This window comes from Agromyces tardus (genome assembly GCF_003710805.1).
Taxonomy (GTDB): Bacteria; Actinomycetota; Actinomycetes; order Actinomycetales; family Microbacteriaceae; genus Agromyces; species Agromyces tardus.
The window spans coordinates 20,891-41,282 of record NZ_RHHB01000003.1; the positions used below are offsets into that span (position 1 = coordinate 20,891).

General features: G+C 74.1%; 21 protein-coding genes. 12 read left to right on the forward strand and 9 right to left on the reverse strand.

Going from position 1 to position 20,392, the window contains the following annotated elements:
- Positions 1-17: 17 nt before the first annotated feature.
- On the reverse strand, positions 18-2,321 hold the full coding sequence (locus EDM22_RS03180; protein ID WP_122935770.1) for a copper-translocating P-type ATPase: 2,304 nt from the start codon (positions 2,319-2,321) through the stop codon (positions 18-20).
- Positions 2,322-2,489: 168 nt separating this feature from the next.
- Here EDM22_RS03180 and EDM22_RS03185 point away from each other — a divergent pair, with 168 nt between their 5' ends.
- Entirely contained in the window at positions 2,490-5,342 is a 2,853-nt protein-coding gene (locus EDM22_RS03185) for a cation-translocating P-type ATPase (RefSeq protein WP_122935619.1), read from the forward strand.
- 18 nt (positions 5,343-5,360) lie between these two features.
- On the opposite strand, the gene EDM22_RS03190 is transcribed toward EDM22_RS03185, so the two are convergent.
- On the reverse strand, positions 5,361-6,092 hold the full coding sequence (locus EDM22_RS03190) for a dienelactone hydrolase family protein (RefSeq protein WP_122935620.1): 732 nt from the start codon (positions 6,090-6,092) through the stop codon (positions 5,361-5,363).
- Positions 6,093-6,165: 73 nt separating this feature from the next.
- Between EDM22_RS03190 and EDM22_RS03195 the strand changes: the two genes are divergently transcribed.
- From EDM22_RS03195 to EDM22_RS03210, 4 genes are all read left to right on the forward strand, one after another.
- A complete protein-coding gene (locus EDM22_RS03195; RefSeq protein ID WP_122935621.1) occupies positions 6,166-7,152 on the forward strand; it encodes an NAD-dependent epimerase/dehydratase family protein in 987 nt (328 codons plus the stop codon).
- A gap of 102 nt (positions 7,153-7,254) precedes the next feature.
- The gene (locus EDM22_RS03200) at positions 7,255-7,539 is read left to right on the forward strand and encodes an SHOCT domain-containing protein (protein WP_122935622.1); all 285 of its coding nucleotides are present in this window, start codon (positions 7,255-7,257) and stop codon (positions 7,537-7,539) included.
- A 122-nt stretch (positions 7,540-7,661) separates the two neighbouring features.
- Positions 7,662-8,657, forward strand: a complete 996-nt coding sequence (locus EDM22_RS03205) for an arginase family protein (RefSeq protein WP_122935623.1) — start codon at positions 7,662-7,664, stop codon at positions 8,655-8,657.
- Positions 8,658-8,690: 33 nt separating this feature from the next.
- Positions 8,691-9,176 (forward strand): SixA phosphatase family protein, encoded by a 486-nt coding sequence (locus EDM22_RS03210; protein ID WP_122935624.1) that lies wholly within the window; start codon positions 8,691-8,693, stop codon positions 9,174-9,176.
- A gap of 156 nt (positions 9,177-9,332) precedes the next feature.
- On the opposite strand, the gene EDM22_RS03215 is transcribed toward EDM22_RS03210, so the two are convergent.
- The 4 genes from EDM22_RS03215 to EDM22_RS03230 form a co-directional block, all read right to left on the reverse strand.
- Positions 9,333-10,070, reverse strand: coding sequence for an ABC transporter ATP-binding protein (locus EDM22_RS03215; RefSeq protein ID WP_122935625.1), 738 nt, complete (start codon positions 10,068-10,070; stop codon positions 9,333-9,335).
- The gene (locus EDM22_RS03220; protein WP_245989152.1) at positions 10,067-10,840 is read right to left on the reverse strand and encodes an ABC transporter permease; all 774 of its coding nucleotides are present in this window, start codon (positions 10,838-10,840) and stop codon (positions 10,067-10,069) included. The genes EDM22_RS03215 and EDM22_RS03220 overlap by 4 nt, the downstream gene beginning before the upstream one ends.
- Positions 10,841-10,954: 114 nt before the next feature.
- On the reverse strand, positions 10,955-11,752 hold the full coding sequence (gene modA / locus EDM22_RS03225) for a molybdate ABC transporter substrate-binding protein (protein WP_342768489.1): 798 nt from the start codon (positions 11,750-11,752) through the stop codon (positions 10,955-10,957).
- Between the two features lie 5 nt (positions 11,753-11,757).
- Positions 11,758-12,171 (reverse strand): TOBE domain-containing protein, encoded by a 414-nt coding sequence (locus tag EDM22_RS03230; protein WP_122935628.1) that lies wholly within the window; start codon positions 12,169-12,171, stop codon positions 11,758-11,760.
- Between the two features lie 92 nt (positions 12,172-12,263).
- Between EDM22_RS03230 and EDM22_RS03235 the strand changes: the two genes are divergently transcribed.
- Together EDM22_RS03235 and EDM22_RS03240 are read left to right on the forward strand one after the other, a co-directional pair.
- On the forward strand, positions 12,264-12,629 hold the full coding sequence (locus tag EDM22_RS03235) for an ArsR/SmtB family transcription factor (RefSeq protein ID WP_122935629.1): 366 nt from the start codon (positions 12,264-12,266) through the stop codon (positions 12,627-12,629).
- A complete protein-coding gene (locus EDM22_RS03240; RefSeq protein WP_122935630.1) occupies positions 12,626-13,663 on the forward strand; it encodes a cation diffusion facilitator family transporter in 1,038 nt (345 codons plus the stop codon). Before EDM22_RS03235 ends, EDM22_RS03240 begins: the two co-directional genes overlap by 4 nt.
- A 33-nt stretch (positions 13,664-13,696) precedes the next feature.
- Here the strand turns inward: EDM22_RS03240 and EDM22_RS03245 are convergent, their stop codons facing one another.
- Positions 13,697-14,296, reverse strand: coding sequence for a DUF4232 domain-containing protein (locus EDM22_RS03245; RefSeq protein ID WP_138708011.1), 600 nt, complete (start codon positions 14,294-14,296; stop codon positions 13,697-13,699).
- 118 nt (positions 14,297-14,414) lie between these two features.
- Here EDM22_RS03245 and EDM22_RS03250 point away from each other — a divergent pair, with 118 nt between their 5' ends.
- The 5 genes from EDM22_RS03250 to EDM22_RS03270 are packed head-to-tail and all read left to right on the forward strand — an operon-like array spanning position 14,415 to position 18,997.
- Positions 14,415-15,080: an SRPBCC family protein gene (locus tag EDM22_RS03250; RefSeq protein WP_122935771.1), complete on the forward strand. Its 666-nt coding sequence runs from the start codon at positions 14,415-14,417 to the stop codon at positions 15,078-15,080.
- Positions 15,081-15,131: 51 nt separating this feature from the next.
- A complete protein-coding gene (locus EDM22_RS03255) occupies positions 15,132-16,226 on the forward strand; it encodes a ThiF family adenylyltransferase (RefSeq protein ID WP_122935632.1) in 1,095 nt (364 codons plus the stop codon).
- The gene (locus tag EDM22_RS03260) at positions 16,226-17,422 is read left to right on the forward strand and encodes a molybdopterin molybdotransferase MoeA (RefSeq protein ID WP_122935633.1); all 1,197 of its coding nucleotides are present in this window, start codon (positions 16,226-16,228) and stop codon (positions 17,420-17,422) included. The genes EDM22_RS03255 and EDM22_RS03260 overlap by 1 nt, the downstream gene beginning before the upstream one ends.
- Entirely contained in the window at positions 17,419-18,540 is a 1,122-nt protein-coding gene (gene moaCB, locus EDM22_RS03265; RefSeq protein WP_122935634.1) for a bifunctional molybdenum cofactor biosynthesis protein MoaC/MoaB, read from the forward strand. The genes EDM22_RS03260 and moaCB overlap by 4 nt, the downstream gene beginning before the upstream one ends.
- Positions 18,533-18,997 (forward strand): molybdenum cofactor biosynthesis protein MoaE, encoded by a 465-nt coding sequence (locus EDM22_RS03270; protein ID WP_122935635.1) that lies wholly within the window; start codon positions 18,533-18,535, stop codon positions 18,995-18,997. The genes moaCB and EDM22_RS03270 overlap by 8 nt, the downstream gene beginning before the upstream one ends.
- A gap of 36 nt (positions 18,998-19,033) precedes the next feature.
- Here the strand turns inward: EDM22_RS03270 and EDM22_RS03275 are convergent, their stop codons facing one another.
- A complete protein-coding gene (locus EDM22_RS03275; protein ID WP_245989154.1) occupies positions 19,034-19,327 on the reverse strand; it encodes a MoaD/ThiS family protein in 294 nt (97 codons plus the stop codon).
- Entirely contained in the window at positions 19,320-20,387 is a 1,068-nt protein-coding gene (gene moaA, locus EDM22_RS03280) for a GTP 3',8-cyclase MoaA (RefSeq protein WP_122935637.1), read from the reverse strand. The genes EDM22_RS03275 and moaA overlap by 8 nt, the downstream gene beginning before the upstream one ends.
- Between the last annotated feature and the right edge of the window lie 5 nt (positions 20,388-20,392).

The following is a 20,392-nucleotide window of genomic DNA, read 5'->3' on the forward strand; positions in this document are numbered from 1 at the left end:
CGCGGCGAGCGGATGCCTCAGCGCGCCCGTTCGAGCACGGCCCGGGCCGAGGCATCCGGTCGCAGGTCGAGGCGCCGCAGGAGCTGCGCGTTCGCCGCGACGATGACCGTCGAGAGCGACATGAGGATCGCGCCGACCGACATCGGCAGCACGAACCCGATCGGGGCGAGGATGCCCGCGGCGAGGGGCACCGACACCATGTTGTAGCCGGCGGCCCACCACAGGTTCTGCTGCATCTTGCGGTAGCTCGCCCGCGACAGCTCGATCACCGAGAGCACCGAGCGCGGGTCGCTCGACGCGAGGATGACCCCGGCCGAGGCGATCGCGACATCCGTGCCCGCGCCGATCGCGATGCCCACGTCGGCCTGCGCGAGGGCCGGGGCATCGTTCACGCCGTCGCCGACCATCGCGACCGAGAGGCCCTCCGCCTGCAGCTCCTGCACCTTGGCGGACTTGTCCTCGGGGCGCACCCCGGCGAAGACGCGGTCGATGCCGAGTTGCCCGGCGACGGTGTTCGCCACCGGCTCCGCGTCGCCCGTGATCATCACGACCTGGATGCCGAGCGCGTGCAGGGCCTCGACGGCCTCGCGGGACTCCGGGCGGATCTCGTCGGCCAGCGCGATCGCACCGGCGACGTCGCCGTCGACGAGCACGTGGAGCACGGTCTGGCCCGCCTCGCTCCAGCCGGCGGATGCCGCGAGCGGCTGCTTCCCGGCCCGTGCGAGCAGTCCGGGGCCGCCCACCTGGACGCTGCGCCCGTCGACCTGCGCGTGCACGCCGACCGCGGCGGATGCCTCGAATCCCGAGGCCGTCGGCACGGCGAGACCGCGCCGAGCAGCGTCCGCGACGATCGCCTTGGCGAGCGGGTGCTCGGAATCGCGTTCCGCGGCCGCCGCGATCGACATGAGCCGGTCGGGGTCGAATCCCGGCACGGCCACGGCATCCGTGACCGCCGGCTCGCCCTTCGTGAGGGTGCCCGTCTTGTCGAAGAGCACGGCCTGCACGGTCCGCATCGTCTCGAGGGCGAGGCGGTCGGTGACCAGCACCCCGCCGCGGGCGGCACGCTCGGTCGCGATGGAGACGACGAGCGGGATCGCGAGCCCGAGGGCGTGGGGGCACGCGATCACGAGCACGGTGATGGTGTGGATCACGGCGTCCTCGTCGTCGCCGAGGAGCACCCAGGCGATCGCCGTGATCACCGCCGCGCCGAGCGCGAACCAGAACAGCCAGCCCGCTGCGCGGTCGGCGAGGCGCTGGGCGCGCGAGCTCGAGGCCTGCGCCTGCGCGACGAGCCGCTGGATGCCGGCGAGCGCGGTGTCGTCGCCGACCGCATCGACGCGCACGCGGATCGCGGTGTCGGTCGCGACCGTACCGGCGACCACGTGGTCGCCCGGGCCGCGGCTCACCGTGGCGGACTCGCCCGTGATCATGGACTCGTCGACCGCCGCGGTGCCGTCGACGACCTCGCCGTCGGCGGGCACGCGTCCGCCGGGGCGCACGATCACGACGTCGCCCACCGCGAGGTCGGACGGCGACACGATCTCGATCGTGTCGGCGCCGGCGGTCGAGGCGCCGGTCGGGCCCGTCGAGACCCGCTCCGCCTCGTCGGGCAGCAGCGCCGCGAGCGCGTCGAGCGCCGACGAAGCCTGCATGATCGAGCGCATCTCGATCCAGTGGCCGAGCAGCATGATCACGATGAGGAGCGCGAGCTCCCACCAGAAGTCGAGGTGGTGCGGCAGCAGGCCGATGGTCGCGCCGAGCGACGCGAAGTATGCGACCGTGATCGCGAGGCCGATCAGCAGCATCATGCCGGGCTTGCGGGCCTTCAGCTCCGACCAGGCCCCCGTGAGGAACGGCTTGCCGCCCCAGAAGTACATGACCGTGCCGAGCGCGGGGGAGATCCAGGGCACGATGGCCCAGTCGGGCAGCTCGTAGCCGAGCAGGTCGGCGAACATGCCCGAGAAGGCGATCGTGGGGATCGCGATGACGAGCATGATCCAGAAGAGGCGGCGGAACTGGCCGACGTGGTCGCCGTGGCCGCCGCCGTGTCCGGCATGCATGTCGTGTCCGGCGTGCATGTCGTGTCCGGCGTGCGTGTCGTGGCCGGCGTGCGTGTCATGCCCCGCGGATGCCTCGTGGCCGGTGCCCGCGTGCAGGTCGTGCCCAGCGTGCATGTCGTGTCCCGCGTGCATGTCGTGGCCGGCGTGCATGTCGTGCCCCGCGTGCATGTCGTGCGCCGCGGCATCCGCATCGTCGCCCTGCGTCGCAGGTTGCACCGCGGACGAGCCGCCGTGGTGCTCGTGCATGTCGTCACGTGTCATGCTCATCGATCTTCCTCCTTCGGGAGTGCTGCGATCATACCCCCTGGGGGTACTGCTTCACCACCCTCAACCACGGTCGGAGCGCAGATGTTCCCGATTCCGCAGCCGGGAATGCGCAGTGCCTTCCGGCCCTTGCGGCGCGTCGACCGGCCCCCGCAGGATGAGCCCATGGCGACCCCGCGCGACCTGTCGACGGCCTCGCTCGACCCGGCGCGAACGGATGCCGCCGACGTCGCCCGGGCCCTGCTCGTCGATCCCGAACGCGGCCTCACAGCCGAGGAGGCCGCGCGCCGCCTCGCCCACCACGGACCGAACGAGCTGCGCGCCGCCGCGAGCACCCCGCTGTGGCGCCGGCTGCTCGCCCAGTTCTCCGATCCGCTGATCCTGCTGCTGCTCGCGGCGGTCGTGATCTCCGTGATCGCCTGGCTGATCGAGGGAGCCGTCGGTGCGCCGATCGACGCGATCGTCATCGTCGCGATCCTCGTGCTCAACGCGGTGCTCGGCCTCGTGCAGGAGTCCCGCGCCGAGCACGCGGTCGCCGCGCTCGCGGTGATGACCCAGGCCCGCTCGACCGTGCTGCGCGACGGCGAGCTGCGCACCGTGCCCAGCACCGAGCTCGTGCCCGGCGACATCCTCGTGCTCGCCGAGGGCGACCAGGTCGGCGCCGACGCGCGCCTGTTCCGTGCCGCCGCGCTGTTCGTCGCCGAGGCCTCGCTCACCGGCGAGAGCGAGGCGGTCGAGAAGCATCCCGACCGCATCGACGAGGTCGTGCCGATCGGCGACCGGCGCGACATGGTCTTCAAGGGCACCGCGGTGAGCCGCGGCACGGGCGGCGCGATCGTCACCGCCACCGGCATGGCGACCGAGATGGGCGCGATCGCCACGATGCTCGACGCGACCGTCGAGCAGCCGACGCCCCTGCAGCAGGAGGTGTCGCACCTGGGCCGGCTGCTCGGCCGCATCGTGATCGGCATCGCGATCGTCGTGATGGTCACGATCGCGCTCATCGAGGGGATCCGCACCCCCGCCGATGTCGTGACGGTCCTGCTGCTCGGCGTCTCCCTCGCCGTGGCCGCGGTGCCGGAAGGGCTCCCGGCGATCCTCTCGGTCGTGCTCGCGCTCGGCGTGCAGCGCATGGCGAAGCGCAACGCCGTCGTCAAGCGGCTCTCGAGCGTCGAGACGCTCGGGTCGGCCTCCGTCATCTGCACCGACAAGACGGGCACGCTCACGACGAACCAGATGACGATCGAGCGGATCGTCACGGCGTCGGGCACCGTCGACCTGAGCGGCGTGGGCTACGCGCCCGTGGGTCGCGCCACCGACCACGGCCACGACCTCGCCGCGGGCCCGCTGCGGCTCGAGGCGCAGATCGTGCTCGGCGCCGGCTCCCTTGTGAACGACGCGCAGCTGGCCCAGCACGACGGGGTCTGGGAGATCGAGGGCGACCCGACGGAGGCCGCATTCCTCGTGGCGGCGCGCAAGCTCGGCGGCACTCGTGAAGAGACGGCACGGTACGGGCGCGTTGCCGAGGTGCCGTTCAGCTCCGAGCGCAAGATGATGTCGACGGCGCATCGCCACGAGAACGGCGACCTCGTGGTGCTGAGCAAGGGCGCGCCCGACGTGCTGCTGCGGCACTGCACACGCCTGCAGCTCGGCGCGCGGATCGTTCCGCTCGACCCGGTGCGCCGGGCGCGCGCGCTCGCCGACATGGAACTGCTCTCGGAGGAGGCGTTCCGCACGCTCGGCGTCGCCTACCGACCGGCGCCCGAGCTCGAGGGCACCGGCGGGGGTGCGGATGCCGCCGACTTCGACGAGTCCGCCGAGCAGGACCTCGTGTACGCCGGCGTCGTGGGCATCCTCGATCCGCCCCGCCCCGAAGTGCGACCCGCGATCGCCGAGGCGCGCGCCGCCGGTATCCGCGTGGTCATGATCACGGGCGACCACCCGGCGACCGCCGCGCGCATCGCCCGCGACCTCGGCATCATCGACGACGAGGGCATCGCCCTGCCGGGCGCGCGCATCGACGGCATGGACGAGCACCAGCTGCGCGACGCCGTGCGCACCGTCTCGGTGTTCGCTCGCGTCTCGCCCGCGCACAAGCTGCGCATCGTCGACGCGCTGCAGGCGGAGGGACTCGTCGTGGCCATGACGGGCGACGGCGTGAACGACGCGCCCGCCCTGAAGTCGGCCGACATCGGCATCGCCATGGGGGTCACGGGCACCGAGGTCGCCAAGGAGGCGGCGAACATGGTGCTCGCCGACGACGACTTCGCGACGATCGTGCATGCGGTGCGCGAAGGCCGGGTGATCTTCGACAACATCCGCAAGTTCCTGCGCTACCTGCTCTACGGGAACATGGGCGAGGTGCTCACCGTGTTCCTCGGCGTCGTGTTCGCCGGGCTGCTCGGGTTCACCCACGCGTCCGCCGACGGCATCGTGCTGCCGCTGCTCGCGACGCAGATCCTCTGGATCAACCTCGTGACCGATTCGGGTCCCGCGCTCGCGATGGGCGTCGACCCCGAGATCGACGACGTCATGACCCGGCCACCGCGAGGCCTGCACGACCGGGCGATCGACCGGGGCATGTGGATCGGCATCGCGATCACCGGTCTCGTGATCTCCGTCGTCACGCTGCTCACGATGGACGTGTTCCTTCCCGGCGGCCTCATCCCCGGCGGCACCGACACCTTCGACGTCGCTCGCACGGCGGGCTTCACGACGCTCGTGTTCGCGGGCCTCATCATGGCGTTCAACGCGCGCTCGGCGACCTCGAGCGCGTTCCGCGGCTTCTTCGCGAACCGATGGCTGTGGGGCGCGGTCGTGCTCGGGGTGCTGCTGCAGGTGGCCGTGGTCTCGCTGCCGCCGCTGCAGGTGGCGTTCAGCACCGCGAGCCTCGACGGCGTGCACTGGGCGGTGTGCGCGGCGATGGCGTCGGTCGTGCTCTGGGTCGAGGAGCTCCGCAAGCTCGGCCTCCGGCTGCTGCGGCGCAGGCGGGCGGATGCCGCGGCGCACGCCCGCTGAACGGCGCTCGCTGCGGGCTCAGGCCCCCGGCGACCCGGTCAGCTCGCGCCGCAGGAACGCGTCGACGCGCGTCCAGGCCTGCGCCGCGGCATCCGGATCGGGCCCCATGCCGCGGATGCGCAGGAACGGCCGGGCCCACCACCAGCCCGCAGGCCGGTCGTTGAGGAACGCGTGGTTCGCGCCGGGGTACTCCGTCACGTCGTGGCGGATGCCGCGGGCCTCGAGCGCCGTCTCGAGCTTCGCCGCCGCGCCGGGAAGCGCGCGGTCCGCGCCGCCGTAGCTCGCCACGACCGGGCAGGCGCCCTCGAGGGCGGCGTCGAGGTCGTCGGGCAGCATCCCGTAGTTCACGGATGCCGCTTCGAACCCGCGTGACGCGGCGAGCAACGCGAACCCGCCGCCGAGGCAGAACCCGATCACGCCCACCGCGCGCGTGCAGTCGGGCCGGTCGAGCAGCGCCGTCCGCGCCGCCTCGATGTCGGAGAATGCGGCGCCCCGGCCCGACCGGAGCGCCCGGACGGTCGCGACGAGGCAGCGCCGGGCACCGCCCCGCCAGTAGAGGTCGGGCATGAGGGCGAGGTACCCCATGCCCGCGAGCCGCCGCAGGTGCGCGCGCATCGCGTCGTCCACTCCGAAGATCTCGTGCACCACGACGAGCGCGGGCCAGGGGCCCGCGCCCTCGGGCACGGCGAGCACCGCGCCGAACGCGCCCTCGGTCGAGGTCAGCTGCACGTCCGCGAGTTCGATGGCCATGCTCGATTCAAGCGCGCTCCGCCCTGCGTGAACAGCAGCGCGCGGTGCGGCATCCGTCTGGTTCGATGGCGGAATGGACCTGCTCATCCTCGGTGGCACCCAATGGCTCGGACGCGAACTCGCCCGGGAGGCGATCGCGCGCGGCGATCGCGTGACGTGCCTCGCGCGCGGCGAGGCGGGTGCCGTCGCGCCGAGGGCGGAGCTCGTGGCGGCCGATCGCGACCGGCCCGACGCGTACGACGCCGTCGGCGACCTCGACTGGGACGTGGTGATCGACCTCACGCGGCAGCCGGGGCACGCCCGTCGCGCCGCCGCCGCGCTCGCCGGACGTGCCCGGCACGTCGTGTTCGTCTCGTCGTGCAGCGTCTACGCCCGGCACGACGAGCCGGGAGCCGACGAGTCCGCCGCGCTGTTGCCGGCGCTCGCGGACGATGCGTCGACGCCCGAGACGTACGGCGAGGCGAAGGTCGCCTGCGAGGCGGCGTGGCGCGGTGCGGTATCCGACCGCCTGCTCGTGGTGCGGCCGGGGCTCATCGCGGGTCCGGGCGATCCGTCGGATCGCGCGGGCTACTGGGTGGCACGGGCGGCACGCGACCGTGAGCCCATGCTCGTTCCCGAGATCCCGGATGCCGCGGTGCAGGCCATCGACGTACGCGATCTCGTGCGGTTCCTGCTCGATGGGGCGGCGCGGGGACTCACGGGCACGTTCAACGCCGTCGGCGACCGCACGACCTTCGCGGAGTGGCTCGCGGTGTCGCGCGAACTGGGCGCACACGACGGCGAGGTCGTCGTGGCATCCGCCGATCGCCTCGCCGAACTCGGGGTGAACGAGTGGGCGGGGCCCGACTCGTTGCCGCTGTGGATCGCCGACCCCACGTGGAACGCGTTCCTCGACCGGTCGAACGCGGCGGCCGAGCGGGAGGGGCTCGTGCTGCGGCCGGTGCGCGAGTCGCTCGCGGACGTGCTCGCGTGGGAACGCTCGGCGGGGCTCGGGCGCGAACGCCGGGCGGGGCTCGGGGCCGAGCGCGAGCGCGAGCTCATCGCGGAGCTGCGCGGCTGAGCCGGGGCCGACCTTGGTCCCGGTCGCGCGCGGAATCGCGGGCGTACGATGAGGCGAGCGGGGACGGATGCCGCCTCCCCACGGCGTCGGAGGTGATGCTGCATGTACGGACCCGGTTACGGCATGGGGTTCGGGTGGATCTGGGGCGTACTTGGATTCCTCCTCCTCATCGGGGCGCTCGTGGCGCTCATCCTCCTCGTGGTGCGGCAGTCGAACCGGTCGGCGCCCGTGAGTCATCAGCCGGCGGCCGACGTGCCACCGACACCCCCGCGCAGCACCGCCCGCGCGATCGCGGAGGAGCGGCTCGCGCGCGGTGAGATCACGCCCGAGGAGTATCGCGAGATCGTGCGTGCGCTCGACGAGACGTCGAGTCCGCCGGGCGCCTGAGCGGCGTGCATCCCTCGGCCTGCGGAGCGCGTTCGGAGCCCCTTCGGAGTGCGTCTGGGATGGCAGACGGTGCCGGGCGCGGGGGCTCGGCCCGCGGCATCCGTCGTTGCTAGCTTCGGACCATGACCGAGCCCGCGCTGTCGCACGATCCGCTCTGGCCGAGGGCCGGCGACTGGCCGGGGTTCGACTCGCTCGCGGGCGACGCGCGGGTCGGGCTCGCGCTGCTCGGGGTCCCCGCGTGGCGCACGTCGCTCTCAGCGTCGAACGCCCACGCGACGCCGGCGGCCGTTCGTGCGGCGCTGCGCCGCTACAGCCCCGCGCTCATGCCCGATCGCTCGCAGCCCGACGGTGCAGCGGGGCGCGACCCGCGCGACCTGGCCGACGTCGGGTTCGCGGATGCGGGCGACATCGACGAGCCCGACGGGCCCGACGGCGAGGCGCGCACCCGGACCCGTGTCGCCGAGGTGCTCGCGCGCGCCGACGCGCTCATGGCGCTCGGCGGCGACAACTCGGTGACGGTCGCGACGGCCCTCGGGGCGTGGGGCGACGAACTCGCGACCGCGGGCCTCGTGACCATCGACGCCCACTACGACCTGCGCGACGGCGTCTCGAACGGCTCGCCCGTGCGCCGTCTCGTGGAGGCGGGACTCGACCCCGCCCGCATCGTGCAGGTCGGCATCGCCGACTTCGCGAATTCCGCCGCGTATGCGCGGCGAGCGGCCGATCTCGGCATCACGGTCATCCACCGCGACGAACTGCACGGGCGGCGTCCCGCCGAGGTCATGGGCGAGGCGCTCGCGATCGCGGGGGCGGCGGGGGGTCCGGTGCACCTCGACGTCGACGTCGACGCGTGCGACCGCTCCGTGGCGCCCGCGTGCCCCGCGTCGGTGCCCGGCGGCCTCGCGGCGTGGGAGCTGCGCGCGCTCGTGCGGGCCGCGGCATCCGATCGACGGGTGCGCAGCGCCGACCTCGTCGAGATCGATGCGACGACGGATGCCGCGGATGGCCGCACCGTGCGTCTCGCCGCACTGTGCGTGCTCGAGTTCGCGGCGGGGCTCGCGGGGCGGACGCGCGTGGGCGGCGTGGGCGGCGCCGCCGGCGGGTGGTCGCATCGCTGAGCGGCCGGGCGGCATCGGTGGCAGACTCGGCGCATGAAGACCCTCGTGCTCGTGCGCCACGCCAAGTCGAGCTGGGAGCACGCCGGAACCCCGGATCATGAGCGCCCGCTGAACCATCGCGGTCGGCGCGATGCCCCCGACATGGGGCGACGCCTGCGCGAGCGGGGGCTCCTTCCCGACGTGATCCGGTCGAGCACCGCGGTGCGGGCGCGTGCCACGGCGGTGGCGATCGCCGCGCAGTTCGGGATCGAGCCCGAGGCCGTCGTGCTCGACGAGCGGCTGTACGGCTCGTCGCCAGACACGATCCTCGGCGTGGTCGGCGAACTCGACGACTCGGTCGAGACGGCGATGATCGTCGCCCACGATCCGGGCCTCTCCGATCTCGCGTTCGACCTCTCGGGCACGATCGAGCACATGCCCACGTGCGCCGCCGCCGAGTTCTCGTTCGACGTCGCGCGCTGGTCGGATGTCGCGGACGCGGAGCCCGTGGAGTTCCGGCTGGAGACGCCGCGGTCGTAGGGGAGGGGTTGGGGTTGTGCCCGGCCTGCATTCTGCTCGCCCGGCCGGGTTGCGCGCCCGCCCCGTGTTGATCCTCCCTCGGCGGCTCGCGTTCCTTTCCCTGTCCTTCCCCTCCGCCTCCCAGCCGACGACGCGGCGCCCTTCGGCGACCCTCCGTCATTCCACTGACGCCGCCAGCATCCGCTCGACATAGGCGGTCGCCGGCGCGGCGCGAAGCTCCGCGAGGGTACCGCGTTGGGTGACCAGGCCCCGCTCGAGCACGAGCACCGAATCCGCGAGCGCTGCGGCATCCGCCGGGCTGTGGGTGACGAGCACCGTCGCGCCGCCGAACTCGCGCACGTGCGTCGCGAGCTCGGCGCGCATGTCGGCGCGCACCTCGACGTCGAGGGCCGACATGGGCTCGTCGAGCAACAGCACGTCGGGGTCGGCCGCGAGCGCTCGGGCGAGGGCCACGCGCTGCGCCTGCCCGCCCGAGAGCTCGGCAGGCAGGCGGTCGGCGAGCGCCGTCAGGTCGTAGCGCGCGAGCCAGGGCTCGGCCACCGCCCGCGCAGCCGACCGCGAACCGCCGCGCATCCGCGCCGCGAACGCCACGTTGTCCCGCACCGAGAGGTGCGGGAAGAGCACGTAGTCCTGGAACACCACGCCGATGCGCCGCCGCTCGGGCGGCAGCCCGTCGACGCGCCGCGACCCGATCCGGACCTCCCCCGCGTCGAGCGGCACGAGCCCCGCGATCGCCGCGAGCACACTCGACTTGCCGGCGCCATTGGGCCCGATGACGGCGAGCGGATGCCCCGGCACCACGTCGAACGCGGCCGCGATCCTGCGCTCGCCGCGCGTGACCGTCACGTCGGCGTGCAACGAGGGGCGGGCGCTCGAGGGCTCGGCGGGCATCATCCGCGCACCCCCGGAAGCCACCGGTCGCGCAAGCCGAGCAGCACCGCGACCGACACCGCGAGGAGCAGCAGTGCGAGCGCGACCGCTTCGTCGGGATCGGACTGCATCGCGAGGTAGCTCGCGATCGGGAGCGTGCGGGTGACGCCGGGCAGGGAACCCGCGAACGTGATCGTCGCACCGAACTCGCCGAGCGCACGACTGAAGCACAGGACCGCGCCGGCGGCGACACCGGGCGCGACGAGCGGCAGCGTGACGTGCCGGAACACCTGCCACCGCGACGCGCCGAGCGTGGCCGCGGCACCCTCGGTGCGCCGATCGGCGGAGCGCAACGCCCCCTCGACCGCGAACACGAGGAACGGCAGCGACACGAACACCTGCGCGAGCACGACCGCGCCGCTGGTGAACGGCACGGTCACGCCGAACCAGTCCTCGAGCACGGATCCGACGAGTCCGCGCCGTCCGAGCAGCATGAGCAGCGCGATACCCCCGACCACGGGCGGCAGCACGAGCGGCACGGTCACCGCCGCGCGCAGCAGCCGCCGGGGCACCGTGGGCCAGTCGGCGGCGCGCGCGAGCAACGTCGCGAGGGGTACGCCGAGCACGAGGCACAGCCCCGTGGCGGCCGTCGCGGTGACGAACGAGAGCACGAGCGCCTGCAGCACCGACTCCCGCGCGAGCAGCTCGGGCAGCTCGGCCCACGGCGCCCGGGCGACGAGGGCGACGAGCGGCAGCACGAGCACCGCGAGCGCGAGCACGGCCACCGCGGTCACGGGCCACGCGAGCCGGCCGGTGGCCCGGCCCGTGATACGACCAGCGGCACGGCCACCGGCACGGCCGGGGACACGGCCCGTGACCCGGCCCGCAGACGCTGCTCGGCCCGCCACCTACGGCGCCCCGAACCCGGCCTCAGCGAGCACCGCACGCCCGGCCGGCCCCGTGACGAACGCGACGAACCCCGCCGCCGCGTCGGGGGCGCCGTCGAGCGCCGCGATCGGGTAGCGGTTCACGACGGATGCCGCACCCGGCACGTCGATCCCCTCGACCGCGTCGCCCGCCGCGAGCACGTCGGTGCGGTAGACGAGCGCCGCATCGACCTCGCCGAGCGAGACCTTCGTGAGCACGGCGCGCACGTCGGACTCGAGGGTGTCGGGCGACGCCGTCACGCGCGCCTGCGCGAGCAGCTTCGCGGATGCCGCGCCGCACGGCACCGACTCGTCGCACAGCGCGATGCGCAGCTCGGCACGTGCGAGGTCGGCGAGTCCCGTCACCCCGGCGCGGTTGCCGGCGGGCACCGCGAGCTGCAGGGTGTTCGTCGCGAACACCGCGGGGTCGGTTGCGAGGCCCGCGTCGACGAGCGTCTGCATCGGCCCCTCGGCGGCCGACGCGAACACGTCGGCGGGCGCGCCCTCCACCACCTGCTGGGCGAGCGCGGCACTGCCTCCGGAGTTGAGCACGACGTCGACGTTCGGGTGCGCGTGCTCGTACTGCCGGGCGAGCTCGTCGAACGCGTCGGTGAGGGATGCGGCGGCGAAGACCGTGATCGTCGCGGGCGCGGCGTCCGTCGGAGCGCTCACCGCGGGGGAGGAGTTCGTGCCCGTGCCCGCTCCGGCGGCGGCGCAGCCGGCGAGGCCGGCCGCCACAGCCAGGGCGAGGGCTCCGGCGCCGAGCGCGAGCCGCGGCATCCGCCTCATGCGTCGGCGCCCGGAGGCAGCTCGATCGACACGGTCGTGGCCTTCGCGCTCGCCGCCGCGAGCATGCCCGGCTCGAGGCCGAGCTCGTCGGCGGCCTCGCGGCTCATGAGCGACACGATGCGGAACGGGCCCGCCTGCAGGTCGACCTGGGCCATGACGCCGTCGCGCTGCACGCGCGTCACGAGGCCGACGAAGCGGTTGCGTGCCGAGGCCCGCGCAAGCGGGAACGCGTCGGCGAGCGCACCGCCGCCCGCCTCGGCCATGAGGGGCACGAGGTCGGCGCCCTCCACGACCTGCATGCCGTTGGCGCCCCGACCGAGGGGGAGGCGCCCGTGCTCCGCCCACCGGCGCACGGTGTCGTCGCTCACGCCGAGCAACGCCGCGGCTTCGCTGATGCGGAACTGCGTCATGATCGCTCCCGCAGATGCGTCTCCATGAAGCGATTCTAGCCGTGGATACCGAGGCAGTGCCGATCGCGTGCTCGACGTGAAAGAATCTGCGTATGGATGCAGATATGCATGCGCGCCTCGGCGCATCCGATGAGTACGTCGAGGTCGCGGTCGAGATCTTCGCAATGCTCGCCGATGCGACGCGGGTGCGCGTCATCCTCGCCCTGCAGGATGCCGGGGAGCTGTCGGTGAACCACCTGGCCGGGCTCGTCGACAAGTCGCCCGCCGCCGTCTCGCAGCACCTCGCGAAGCTGCGGCTCGCCCGGATCGTCGCGACCCGGCACGAGGGGCAGCGCGTGTACTACCGGCTCGAGAACGAGCACGCGAGCGAACTCGTCGCCGACGCGATCCACCAGGCGGAGCACTCCCTCGGCGGGATCCCGCGCCACCACCAGGTCCTCGCGGGGGACGCGGAATGAGCACTGCCAAGCAGCACGCGCACGACCACGGCGGCCATGCGCACGAGCACGAGCACGAGCACGGGCACGCGCACGACGACCGCCACCCGCATGGCTCGGGCTTCGTGGGTGCGCTGCGCGAGTTCTTCGTCCCGCACACCCATGACCCGGCGGACGCGGTCGACGACGCCCTCGAGGCCAGCGCGCAGGGCGTACGAGCGGTCAAGGTGAGCCTCTTCCTGCTGCTGGGCACGACCGTGCTCCAGCTCCTCGTCGTGGTCGTGAGCGGATCCGTCGCCCTGCTCGCCGACACCGTGCACAACTTCTCGGACGCGCTCACCGCGGTTCCCCTCTGGGTCGCGTTCGTGCTCGGTCGTCGCGCGGCGTCGCGCCGTTGCACCTACGGCCTCGGCCGCGCGGAGGATGTCGCGGGGCTGTTCATCATCGCCGTGGTCGCGCTGTCGGCAGTGGTCGCGGCCTGGCAGTCGATCGACCGGATCGTGCATCCGCAGCCGATCACCAATGTCGGCTGGGTGATCGTCGCCGGCCTCGTGGGCTTCGCCGGCAACGAGGCGGTCGCGGTCTACCGCATCCGCGTGGGTCGCCGCATCGGCTCGGCCGCGCTCGTCGCCGACGGCGTGCACGCGCGCACCGACGGCTTCACGTCGCTCGCGGTCGTGCTCGGGGCACTCGGTGTGCTGGCCGGCTTCCCGCTCGCCGACCCGATCGCGGGACTCGCCATCTCGGCGGCCATCATGGTGCTGCTCTGGGGCGCCGCGCGGAGCATCGGCATCCGCCTGCTCGACGGGATCGAGCCGGAGCTCGTCGGTCGCGCCGAGCACGCCCTCGAGCACGTCGACGGCATCCGCGCCGTCGCGCAGCTCCGGCTGCGCTGGGTCGGACACCGCCTGCAGGGCGACGCACTCGTCGTGACCGACGACCTTCCGCTCAGCCAGGTCGAGGCGGTCACCCGCGAGGCGGAGCGGCAAGTCGCGGCGCACGTGCGCAGCCTCGACGGGTTCCACGTTCGGGCGACGGCAGCCGACCCGGCCTGAGCGTCGCCGCGCCGCCGGGAGGACGCGCGGCTCCTAGCCCTGCGCCACCGCCGTCACCGTCATCCACGGCGTCGAGCTCTCGCACGCCGGAACATCGGCCGAGACCTCGAACGGCGTGAAGCTGTGCGGCGGGTACACGACGTAGCCCGCGCCGGCCACGGTCGGGCACTTGTCGCCGAGCGGGCCGCCGTCCGTGCCGATGTTCACGGACGAGAGTGCGGCGACCGCCGTGCCGCCCGGTGCGAGCGTGATCGTCGGCGGCGCGTCATCCTCTACCTGCTCGGCCGCCTCGCCGAGCTGCGTGCCGTTCGCGTCGACGACCGAGACGCCCGGGGCGCCCCGCAGTTCGCACGACGCGCTGCCGGTGTTCGTGAAGACGACGATGGAGTTCACGTGGCCCGCGCTGCCCCCGTCGGGGCTGGGCTGCACGGTGACCTCGAGCGCGTCGTCGGCGCACTGGCCGGCCGGCGCGTTCGGGTCGGTCGGCGCCGGGGAGGCGCTCGGCGTGGGCGAGCTCGAGGCCGATGCGGTCGGCGCGGGGGACGACGTCGGCGACCCGCCACCCGACGCACAGGCCGTCAGGAGCAGCGCGACGGCGACGATGGACGAGGCAGCGAGTACTCGAGTGCGCACGCGCCGCACGATACCGCCGTCGGGCGGACGCCGCCACGCTCACACCCGCGTGGCGGACGCAGCGCCATCACCCGTTGTCCCCTGCGGGCGCCGTTGGGATACTGGCCCCGTGGGCTGGATGCGAGGGATCGTCACGAGCGCGGTGGTCGCCGCGGGTGCCGTGGCGGCCGTCGTGCTCGTTCGCCGGGCCTCGTTGCGCTGGGGCGCGAGCGACGACGAAGTGCGCAGGGCACTGCCCGGAGACGACCTGCTGCCCCGGCCCGACCTCCAGGCCACCCGCGCGATCTCGATCCAGGCGACGCCGGCCGACGTGTGGCCGTGGATCGCGCAGCTCGGCCAGAACCGCGGCGGGTTCTACAGCTACGACTGGCTCGAGAACCTCGTGGGGGTCGAGATCCGCACCCTCGACCGCATCCGGCCCGATCTTCGCGTGCGTGCGGTCGGCGATGCCGTGAACCTCGCCCCGGAGGTCGCGCTCGCAGTCGCAGCGCTCGACGAGGAGCGGCATCTCGTCCTGCGCGGCGCCGTCGGGGTCGACGGCACGGGGGCGGCCGCGCCGTACGACTTCACGTGGGCGTTCGTGCTCCAGCCGCAGCCCGACGGTTCCACGCGACTCATCGTGCGCGAGCGGTACGGGTACCTCACGGCCTGGGCCCCGGCGCTCGTCGAGACGGTCGAGATGGTGAGCTTCCTCATGACCGAGCGGATGCTGCGCGGCATCCGCGACCGCGCCGAGCGCACCGCGGCTCCTGGGTCGCGACCGGCCGACGCCGCGACGGCGTGATCGCGCGCGATGGCCTGCCGCGGCGCCGTCGCCGCCTGCGAGAATCGGAGCATGGCCGCTGACCTCGACCCCGCCTCTCCCCGGTACGCGCGCCAGCGCGTGCTGCCCGGTTTCGGCGTGGCGGGCCAGCAGCGACTCGCCGACGCGCACGTCGTCGTGCTCGGCGCAGGCGGGCTCGGCAGCGCAGTCGTCCCCGCGCTCGTCGCCGCGGGCGTCGGGCGCATCACGATCGTCGACGACGACCGCGTCGAGGTCACGAACCTGCACCGGCAGGTCCTGCACAGCCCCGACGACGTCGGGCGCACCAAGGTCGAGTCGGCGACGGATGCCGCGGCTCGCCTCTCGCCCGAGACCCTCGTCACGCCCGTACCGCACCGCTTCGACGCCGGCAACGCCGACGAACTCCTCGCCGGCGCCGACCTCGTGATCGACGGCACCGACGACATCCTCACGCGCTACGTCGCCGACGACGCCACGGCGCGCGCCGGCATCCCGCTCGTGTGGGGCTCCGCCGCGAAGTTCAGCGGCCAAGTGGGCGTCTCGTGGGAGGCACGCGGCGTCTCGTACCGCGACCTGTTCCCCGAGCCCCCCGCCGACGCGGGCCTCAGCTGCGAGGTCGACGGCATCCTGCCCACGGTGTGCACCGTCACCGGCGGCATGATGGCGGGCGAGGCGCTCAAGCTCCTCACGGGCATCGGCGAGCCGCTGCTCGGCAGGGTCGTGGTCTACGACGCGTTGCGGGGCAGCACGCGCGAGATCCGGTATCGACGGGCGGAGGATCTCGAGACGCCTCCTCCGTCGGCTCCTCGCGCCGCACAGCAGGCACCGCCCGGCGAGGTGGACGCGGCCGCGCTCGCCGCGGAACTCGCCTCCGGGGCATCGCCGCTGCTCCTCGACGTGCGGGAATCGTGGGAGGCCGACATCGCCACCATCCCGGGCGCCACCCTGATCCCGCTCGGCGAGCTCGGCGACCGTGCGGGCGAGCTCGACCCTGCGGCGTCCGTCGTCGTCTACTGCCACCTGGGGGTGCGATCGCAGTACGCCGCGCGGGCGCTCGCGGGCGCAGGCTTCGCGCACGTGCGCAACCTCGCCGGTGGCATCGACGCGTGGTCGCGCGAGGTCGACCCGACGGTGGTGCGGTACTGATGGGCGCCCGCATCCCGGTCGACGAGCACGCGCGCTTCGTGCGGACCTTGCTCTCGGGGCTCGGCGCGCGGCCGACCGAACGGGTCGCGCTCGCCGAGGCGCTCGGCCGCATCACCGCCTCGCCCGTGGAGTCGCCGATCGCCCTGCCGCCGTTCCGCAACTCGCAGATGGACGGGTTCGCGGTGCGCGCCGCCGACGTCGCGAGCGCGCCCGTGCCGCTGCCGATCGCCGGCGAGGTCGCCGCGACCGCCGGCACGCCCGCGCCGCTCGCGCCCGGCACCGCGGTGCGGATCATGACCGGCGCGATGGTGCCCGAGGGCGCCGACGCGATCGTGCCCGTCGAGGACACCGAACCGGAGACCGGCGACCGCGTGCGGATCCTGCGCGCGCGCACCGCAGGGGAGTACGTGCGCGAAGCCGGATCGGACCTCGCCGCGGGTGCCGACGTGCTGCCCGCGGGCGTGCGGCTCGGCTCGCGCCACCTGGCAGCGGCCGCGGCATCCGGACTCACCGCACTGCTCGTGCGCGAACGCGTGCGCGTCGCCGTCGTGAGCACCGGCAGCGAGCTCGTGCCGCCGGGCACGGCGCTCGGGCCGGGCGAGATCCCCGACGCGAACGGCGTCGCGCTCGCCGCCGCGGCGACCGCGACCGGCGCCGTCGTCGTGCACGTCGCGCGCGTGCGCGACCGCGTCGAGCAGTTGCGCGCCGAGCTCGACGCGGCCGTCGACGCGGGCGCCGAGCTCATCGTGACGAGCGGCGGCATCTCGCAGGGCGCCTACGAGGTCGTGCGCGAGTTGCTCGAGCCGCTCGGCGCTTGGGTCGGCTCGGTCGCCATGCAGCCGGGCGGCCCGCAGGCGACCGCGGTCTACCGGGGCGTGCCCGTGCTCGCGTTCCCCGGCAACCCCGTGAGCGCGCAGCTCTCGTTCGAGCTCTTCGCAGCGCCGACGCTGCGTGCGATCCACGGGCTTCCGCCGGCGCGAAGCGAGCGGATGCCGCTCGCCGAGCCGGTGCGATCGGTCCCCGGCCGGCGGCAGTTCCTGCGCGGGCGCCGCACCGACGACGACCGGGCGCTTCCGGTCGGCGGGCCGGGCTCCCACCTGGTGGCCGCGCTCGCGGCATCCGACCTGCTCATCGTCGTGCCGGACGACGTCGAGGCCCTCGACGCGGGCGCGATGGTCGATACCGTGGACCTATGAGCGAGCTCACGCACCTCGACGGCGACGGCCGGGCCCGCATGGTCGACGTCGGCGACAAGCCGGTGACGCGCCGGATCGCGATCGCGGAGGGCCGCCTCGCGACCACGGCCGAGGTCATCGACCTCGTCCGCTCCGACGGGCTGAAGAAGGCCGACGTGCTGCCGACCGCGCGCATCGCCGGCATCGCCGGGGCGAAGCGCACGAGCGAGCTCATCCCGCTCGCGCACATCGTGCCGCTCGACTCCGTGTCGATCGACTTCGACTTCGCGCCCGAGGCGATCTGGATCCGTGCGACCGTCTCGACCACCGCCCGCACCGGCATCGAGATGGAGGCGCTCACCGCCGTCGCGATCGCGGGCCTCACGCTGCACGACATGGTGAAGGCCGTCGACCCGGCCGCCCAGCTCGGCGGCATCCGCCTGATCGAGAAGCGCGGCGGCAAGCGCGGCATCTGGCGAGCGGATGATGCGGCGGTGCCCGAGATCGCCGTGCAGGCGCCCACGCCCGCGGTGGTCACGCCGGATGCCGCGACGACGGGCGACGCGCCGCGCGCGAATCGCGCGGTGGTGCTCGTCGTCTCGACCCGTGCCGCCGCCGGCACCGCCGAGGACACCACCGGACCCGTGATCGCCGACTGGTTGCACGCGCGCGGCTTCGAGGTCGGCGAGCCCGTCGTCGTGGCCGACGCGGAGGTGGCCGACGCGATGCGCGGTGCCGTCGCGGCATCCCCCGCCGTGCTCATCACGACCGGCGGCACGGGCGTGAACCCGGGCGACCGCACCCCCGAGGCGACCCTCGCGGTGCTCGACCAGGAGCTGCCCGGCGTGGCCGAGGCGATCCGGGCGGCGGGTCGCGCCGTCACGCCGACGGCGGTGCTGAGTCGCGCGCTCGCCGGGGTCGCGGGGCGCACGGTCGTCGTGAACCTCCCCGGGTCCCGCGGCGGCGTCGCCGACGGACTCCGCGTGCTCGACGGACTGCTCGCGCACCTCGTCGACCAGGTCGCGGGCGGCGACCACGCGCCGCGAACCCCGCGCGGACATCCGCGCCCCAACCCGCGTCCCGCTTCGCGGCCGCATCCCCCCGTCGTGGGTCATCACCATGGAGGCACCGATGCCTGAGATCGCCGACCGACCCGAGCTGCCCGACCTGCCCGAGCTCCCCGATCCCGACGTCTTCGCCCGAGTCACCCGCGACCCGATCGACCGCGCCGCGATCGAGGCGTTCGTGCTGTCGACGCACGACGGCGCGCTCGTGACCTTCGAGGGCGTGATCCGCGACCACGACCACGGCACCGCGGTGACCGCGCTCGACTACCAGGCGCACCCGGATGCGGAGCGGTTCCTGCGCGCGACCTGCGCCGAGGTCGCCCACGAGACGGGGCTGCGCATCGCGGCCGCCCACCGGATCGGCACGCTCGCCGTGGGCGACATCGCGCTCGTGGCATCCGTCGCCGCGGCCCACCGCGCGGAGGCCTTCGCCGCCTGCGCCCTGCTCGTCGACCGCATCAAGGAGCGCACGCCCATCTGGAAGCGCCAGCACCTCGACGGCGGCAGCACGGAGTGGGTCAACCTCTAGCGGGAATCCGGCCCTTCGACGGGCGTGGGGCCGGCCTCAGCCGCCGGCGAAAGGCGGCAGCACGTCGACCTGGGCGCCGAGCGGCGCCGCCGCGTCGCGCTGCACGACGCCGTCGATGAGGAACGAGCCGTTCGCGACGACCCGCGCCATGACCGGGCCGTAGCGGGCGACGAGCAGCTCGCGGAGCTCGCCGGCGGTGGCGACCCCGTCGAGGCGCTCCTCCTCGACGCCGGCGGCCTCGGCGGCCGCCGCGAAGTAGCGCACGAGCACGGCATCGGCGCCGAGCGACCGGGTCGCAGCGCCCGACCCGGTCTCGGATGCCTCAGCCACCGATCCCTCCCATCGACCGCAGCGGTCGCACGAAATCGTCGTCGTCGATGCCGTGGCCGGCCTTCTTGCCCCACATCGCACCGCGCCAGTAGTCGGCGATGGTCGCATCATCCGCCCCGCCGCGCAGCAGGCCGCGCAGGTCGGTCTCGTCGTCGCCGAAGAGGCACGAGCGCACCGAACCCTCGGCGGTGAGCCGGGTGCGGTCGCACGCGCCGCAGAACGAGCGCGTGACCGACGCGATGATGCCGACGGTGGCCGGGCCCTCGTCGACGAGCCACTCCTCGGCGGGCGCCGACGGGTCGTCGCGGCCCACGGGCTCGAGCGCGAACCGGCTGCGCAGCACCGCGAGCAGTTCCTCGGCGTCGACCATGTTCGCGCGCTGCCACTCCTCGTCGGCGTCGAGCGGCATCTGCTCGATGAACCGCAGGCGGCAGCCGTGCTCGATCGCCCACGCGAGCAGAGCCGGGGCGTCGTGCAGCGTCTCGCGCATGAGCACGGCGTTCACCTTGATCGGTCCGAGGCCGGCCCGATGGGCGCCCGCGATGCCCGCGAGCACGGCCGGGAGCCGGTCGCGACGGGTGAGGCGCGTGAAGTGCTCACGATCGAGCGTGTCGAGCGAGACGTTCACGCGCGAGAGCCCCGCAGCCCGCAGGGGCTCGGCCTTGCGGTCGAGGCCGATGCCGTTCGTCGTCATCGACAGCGGCGTGCCGGGAGCCGCCTCGGCGCTCAGCCGCACGATGTCGACCAGGTCGGGACGGGTGAGCGGCTCGCCGCCCGTGAACCGCACCTCGTGCACGCCGAGGTCGCGCACCGCGAGTCCGACGAGCCGGGCGATCTCCGCCGCGGAGAGGAGTTCGTCGCGCGGGATCACGGGGAGTCCTTCGGCCGGCATGCAGTACGTGCACCGCAGCGAGCACGCCGACGTGATGGAGATGCGCAGGTCGCGGGCCACGCGGCCGAAGCGATCGACGAGCCCCGTGGCATCCGGCCGGCCCTCGAGCGACGGCGCAGCCGACGGCGACCGGCGGACTGCCGGGATGCCGAGTTGGATGGCCGTCATGCGAC

What these genes read in the sequence shown, in the direction of transcription:
- EDM22_RS03210 (WP_122935624.1), top strand. Translation starts at nt 8,691, where the DNA reads ATGAAGACCCTCGTGCTCGTGCGCCACGCCAAGTCGAGCTGGGAGCAC.
- EDM22_RS03190 (WP_122935620.1), bottom strand. Translation starts at nt 6,092, where the DNA reads ATGGCCATCGAACTCGCGGACGTGCAGCTGACCTCGACCGAGGGCGCG.
- EDM22_RS03270 (WP_122935635.1), top strand. Translation starts at nt 18,533, where the DNA reads ATGCCTGAGATCGCCGACCGACCCGAGCTGCCCGACCTGCCCGAGCTC.
- EDM22_RS03230 (WP_122935628.1), bottom strand. Translation starts at nt 12,171, where the DNA reads ATGACGCAGTTCCGCATCAGCGAAGCCGCGGCGTTGCTCGGCGTGAGC.
- EDM22_RS03235 (WP_122935629.1), top strand. Translation starts at nt 12,264, where the DNA reads ATGGATGCAGATATGCATGCGCGCCTCGGCGCATCCGATGAGTACGTC.
- moaA (WP_122935637.1), bottom strand. Translation starts at nt 20,387, where the DNA reads ATGACGGCCATCCAACTCGGCATCCCGGCAGTCCGCCGGTCGCCGTCG.
- EDM22_RS03260 (WP_122935633.1), top strand. Translation starts at nt 16,226, where the DNA reads ATGGGCGCCCGCATCCCGGTCGACGAGCACGCGCGCTTCGTGCGGACC.
- modA (WP_342768489.1), bottom strand. Translation starts at nt 11,752, where the DNA reads ATGCCGCGGCTCGCGCTCGGCGCCGGAGCCCTCGCCCTGGCTGTGGCG.
- EDM22_RS03195 (WP_122935621.1), top strand. Translation starts at nt 6,166, where the DNA reads ATGGACCTGCTCATCCTCGGTGGCACCCAATGGCTCGGACGCGAACTC.
- EDM22_RS03180 (WP_122935770.1), bottom strand. Translation starts at nt 2,321, where the DNA reads ATGACACGTGACGACATGCACGAGCACCACGGCGGCTCGTCCGCGGTG.
- EDM22_RS03240 (WP_122935630.1), top strand. Translation starts at nt 12,626, where the DNA reads ATGAGCACTGCCAAGCAGCACGCGCACGACCACGGCGGCCATGCGCAC.
- EDM22_RS03250 (WP_122935771.1), top strand. Translation starts at nt 14,415, where the DNA reads ATGCGAGGGATCGTCACGAGCGCGGTGGTCGCCGCGGGTGCCGTGGCG.
- moaCB (WP_122935634.1), top strand. Translation starts at nt 17,419, where the DNA reads ATGAGCGAGCTCACGCACCTCGACGGCGACGGCCGGGCCCGCATGGTC.
- EDM22_RS03200 (WP_122935622.1), top strand. Translation starts at nt 7,255, where the DNA reads ATGTACGGACCCGGTTACGGCATGGGGTTCGGGTGGATCTGGGGCGTA.
- EDM22_RS03185 (WP_122935619.1), top strand. Translation starts at nt 2,490, where the DNA reads ATGGCGACCCCGCGCGACCTGTCGACGGCCTCGCTCGACCCGGCGCGA.
- EDM22_RS03205 (WP_122935623.1), top strand. Translation starts at nt 7,662, where the DNA reads ATGACCGAGCCCGCGCTGTCGCACGATCCGCTCTGGCCGAGGGCCGGC.
- EDM22_RS03255 (WP_122935632.1), top strand. Translation starts at nt 15,132, where the DNA reads ATGGCCGCTGACCTCGACCCCGCCTCTCCCCGGTACGCGCGCCAGCGC.
- EDM22_RS03215 (WP_122935625.1), bottom strand. Translation starts at nt 10,070, where the DNA reads ATGATGCCCGCCGAGCCCTCGAGCGCCCGCCCCTCGTTGCACGCCGAC.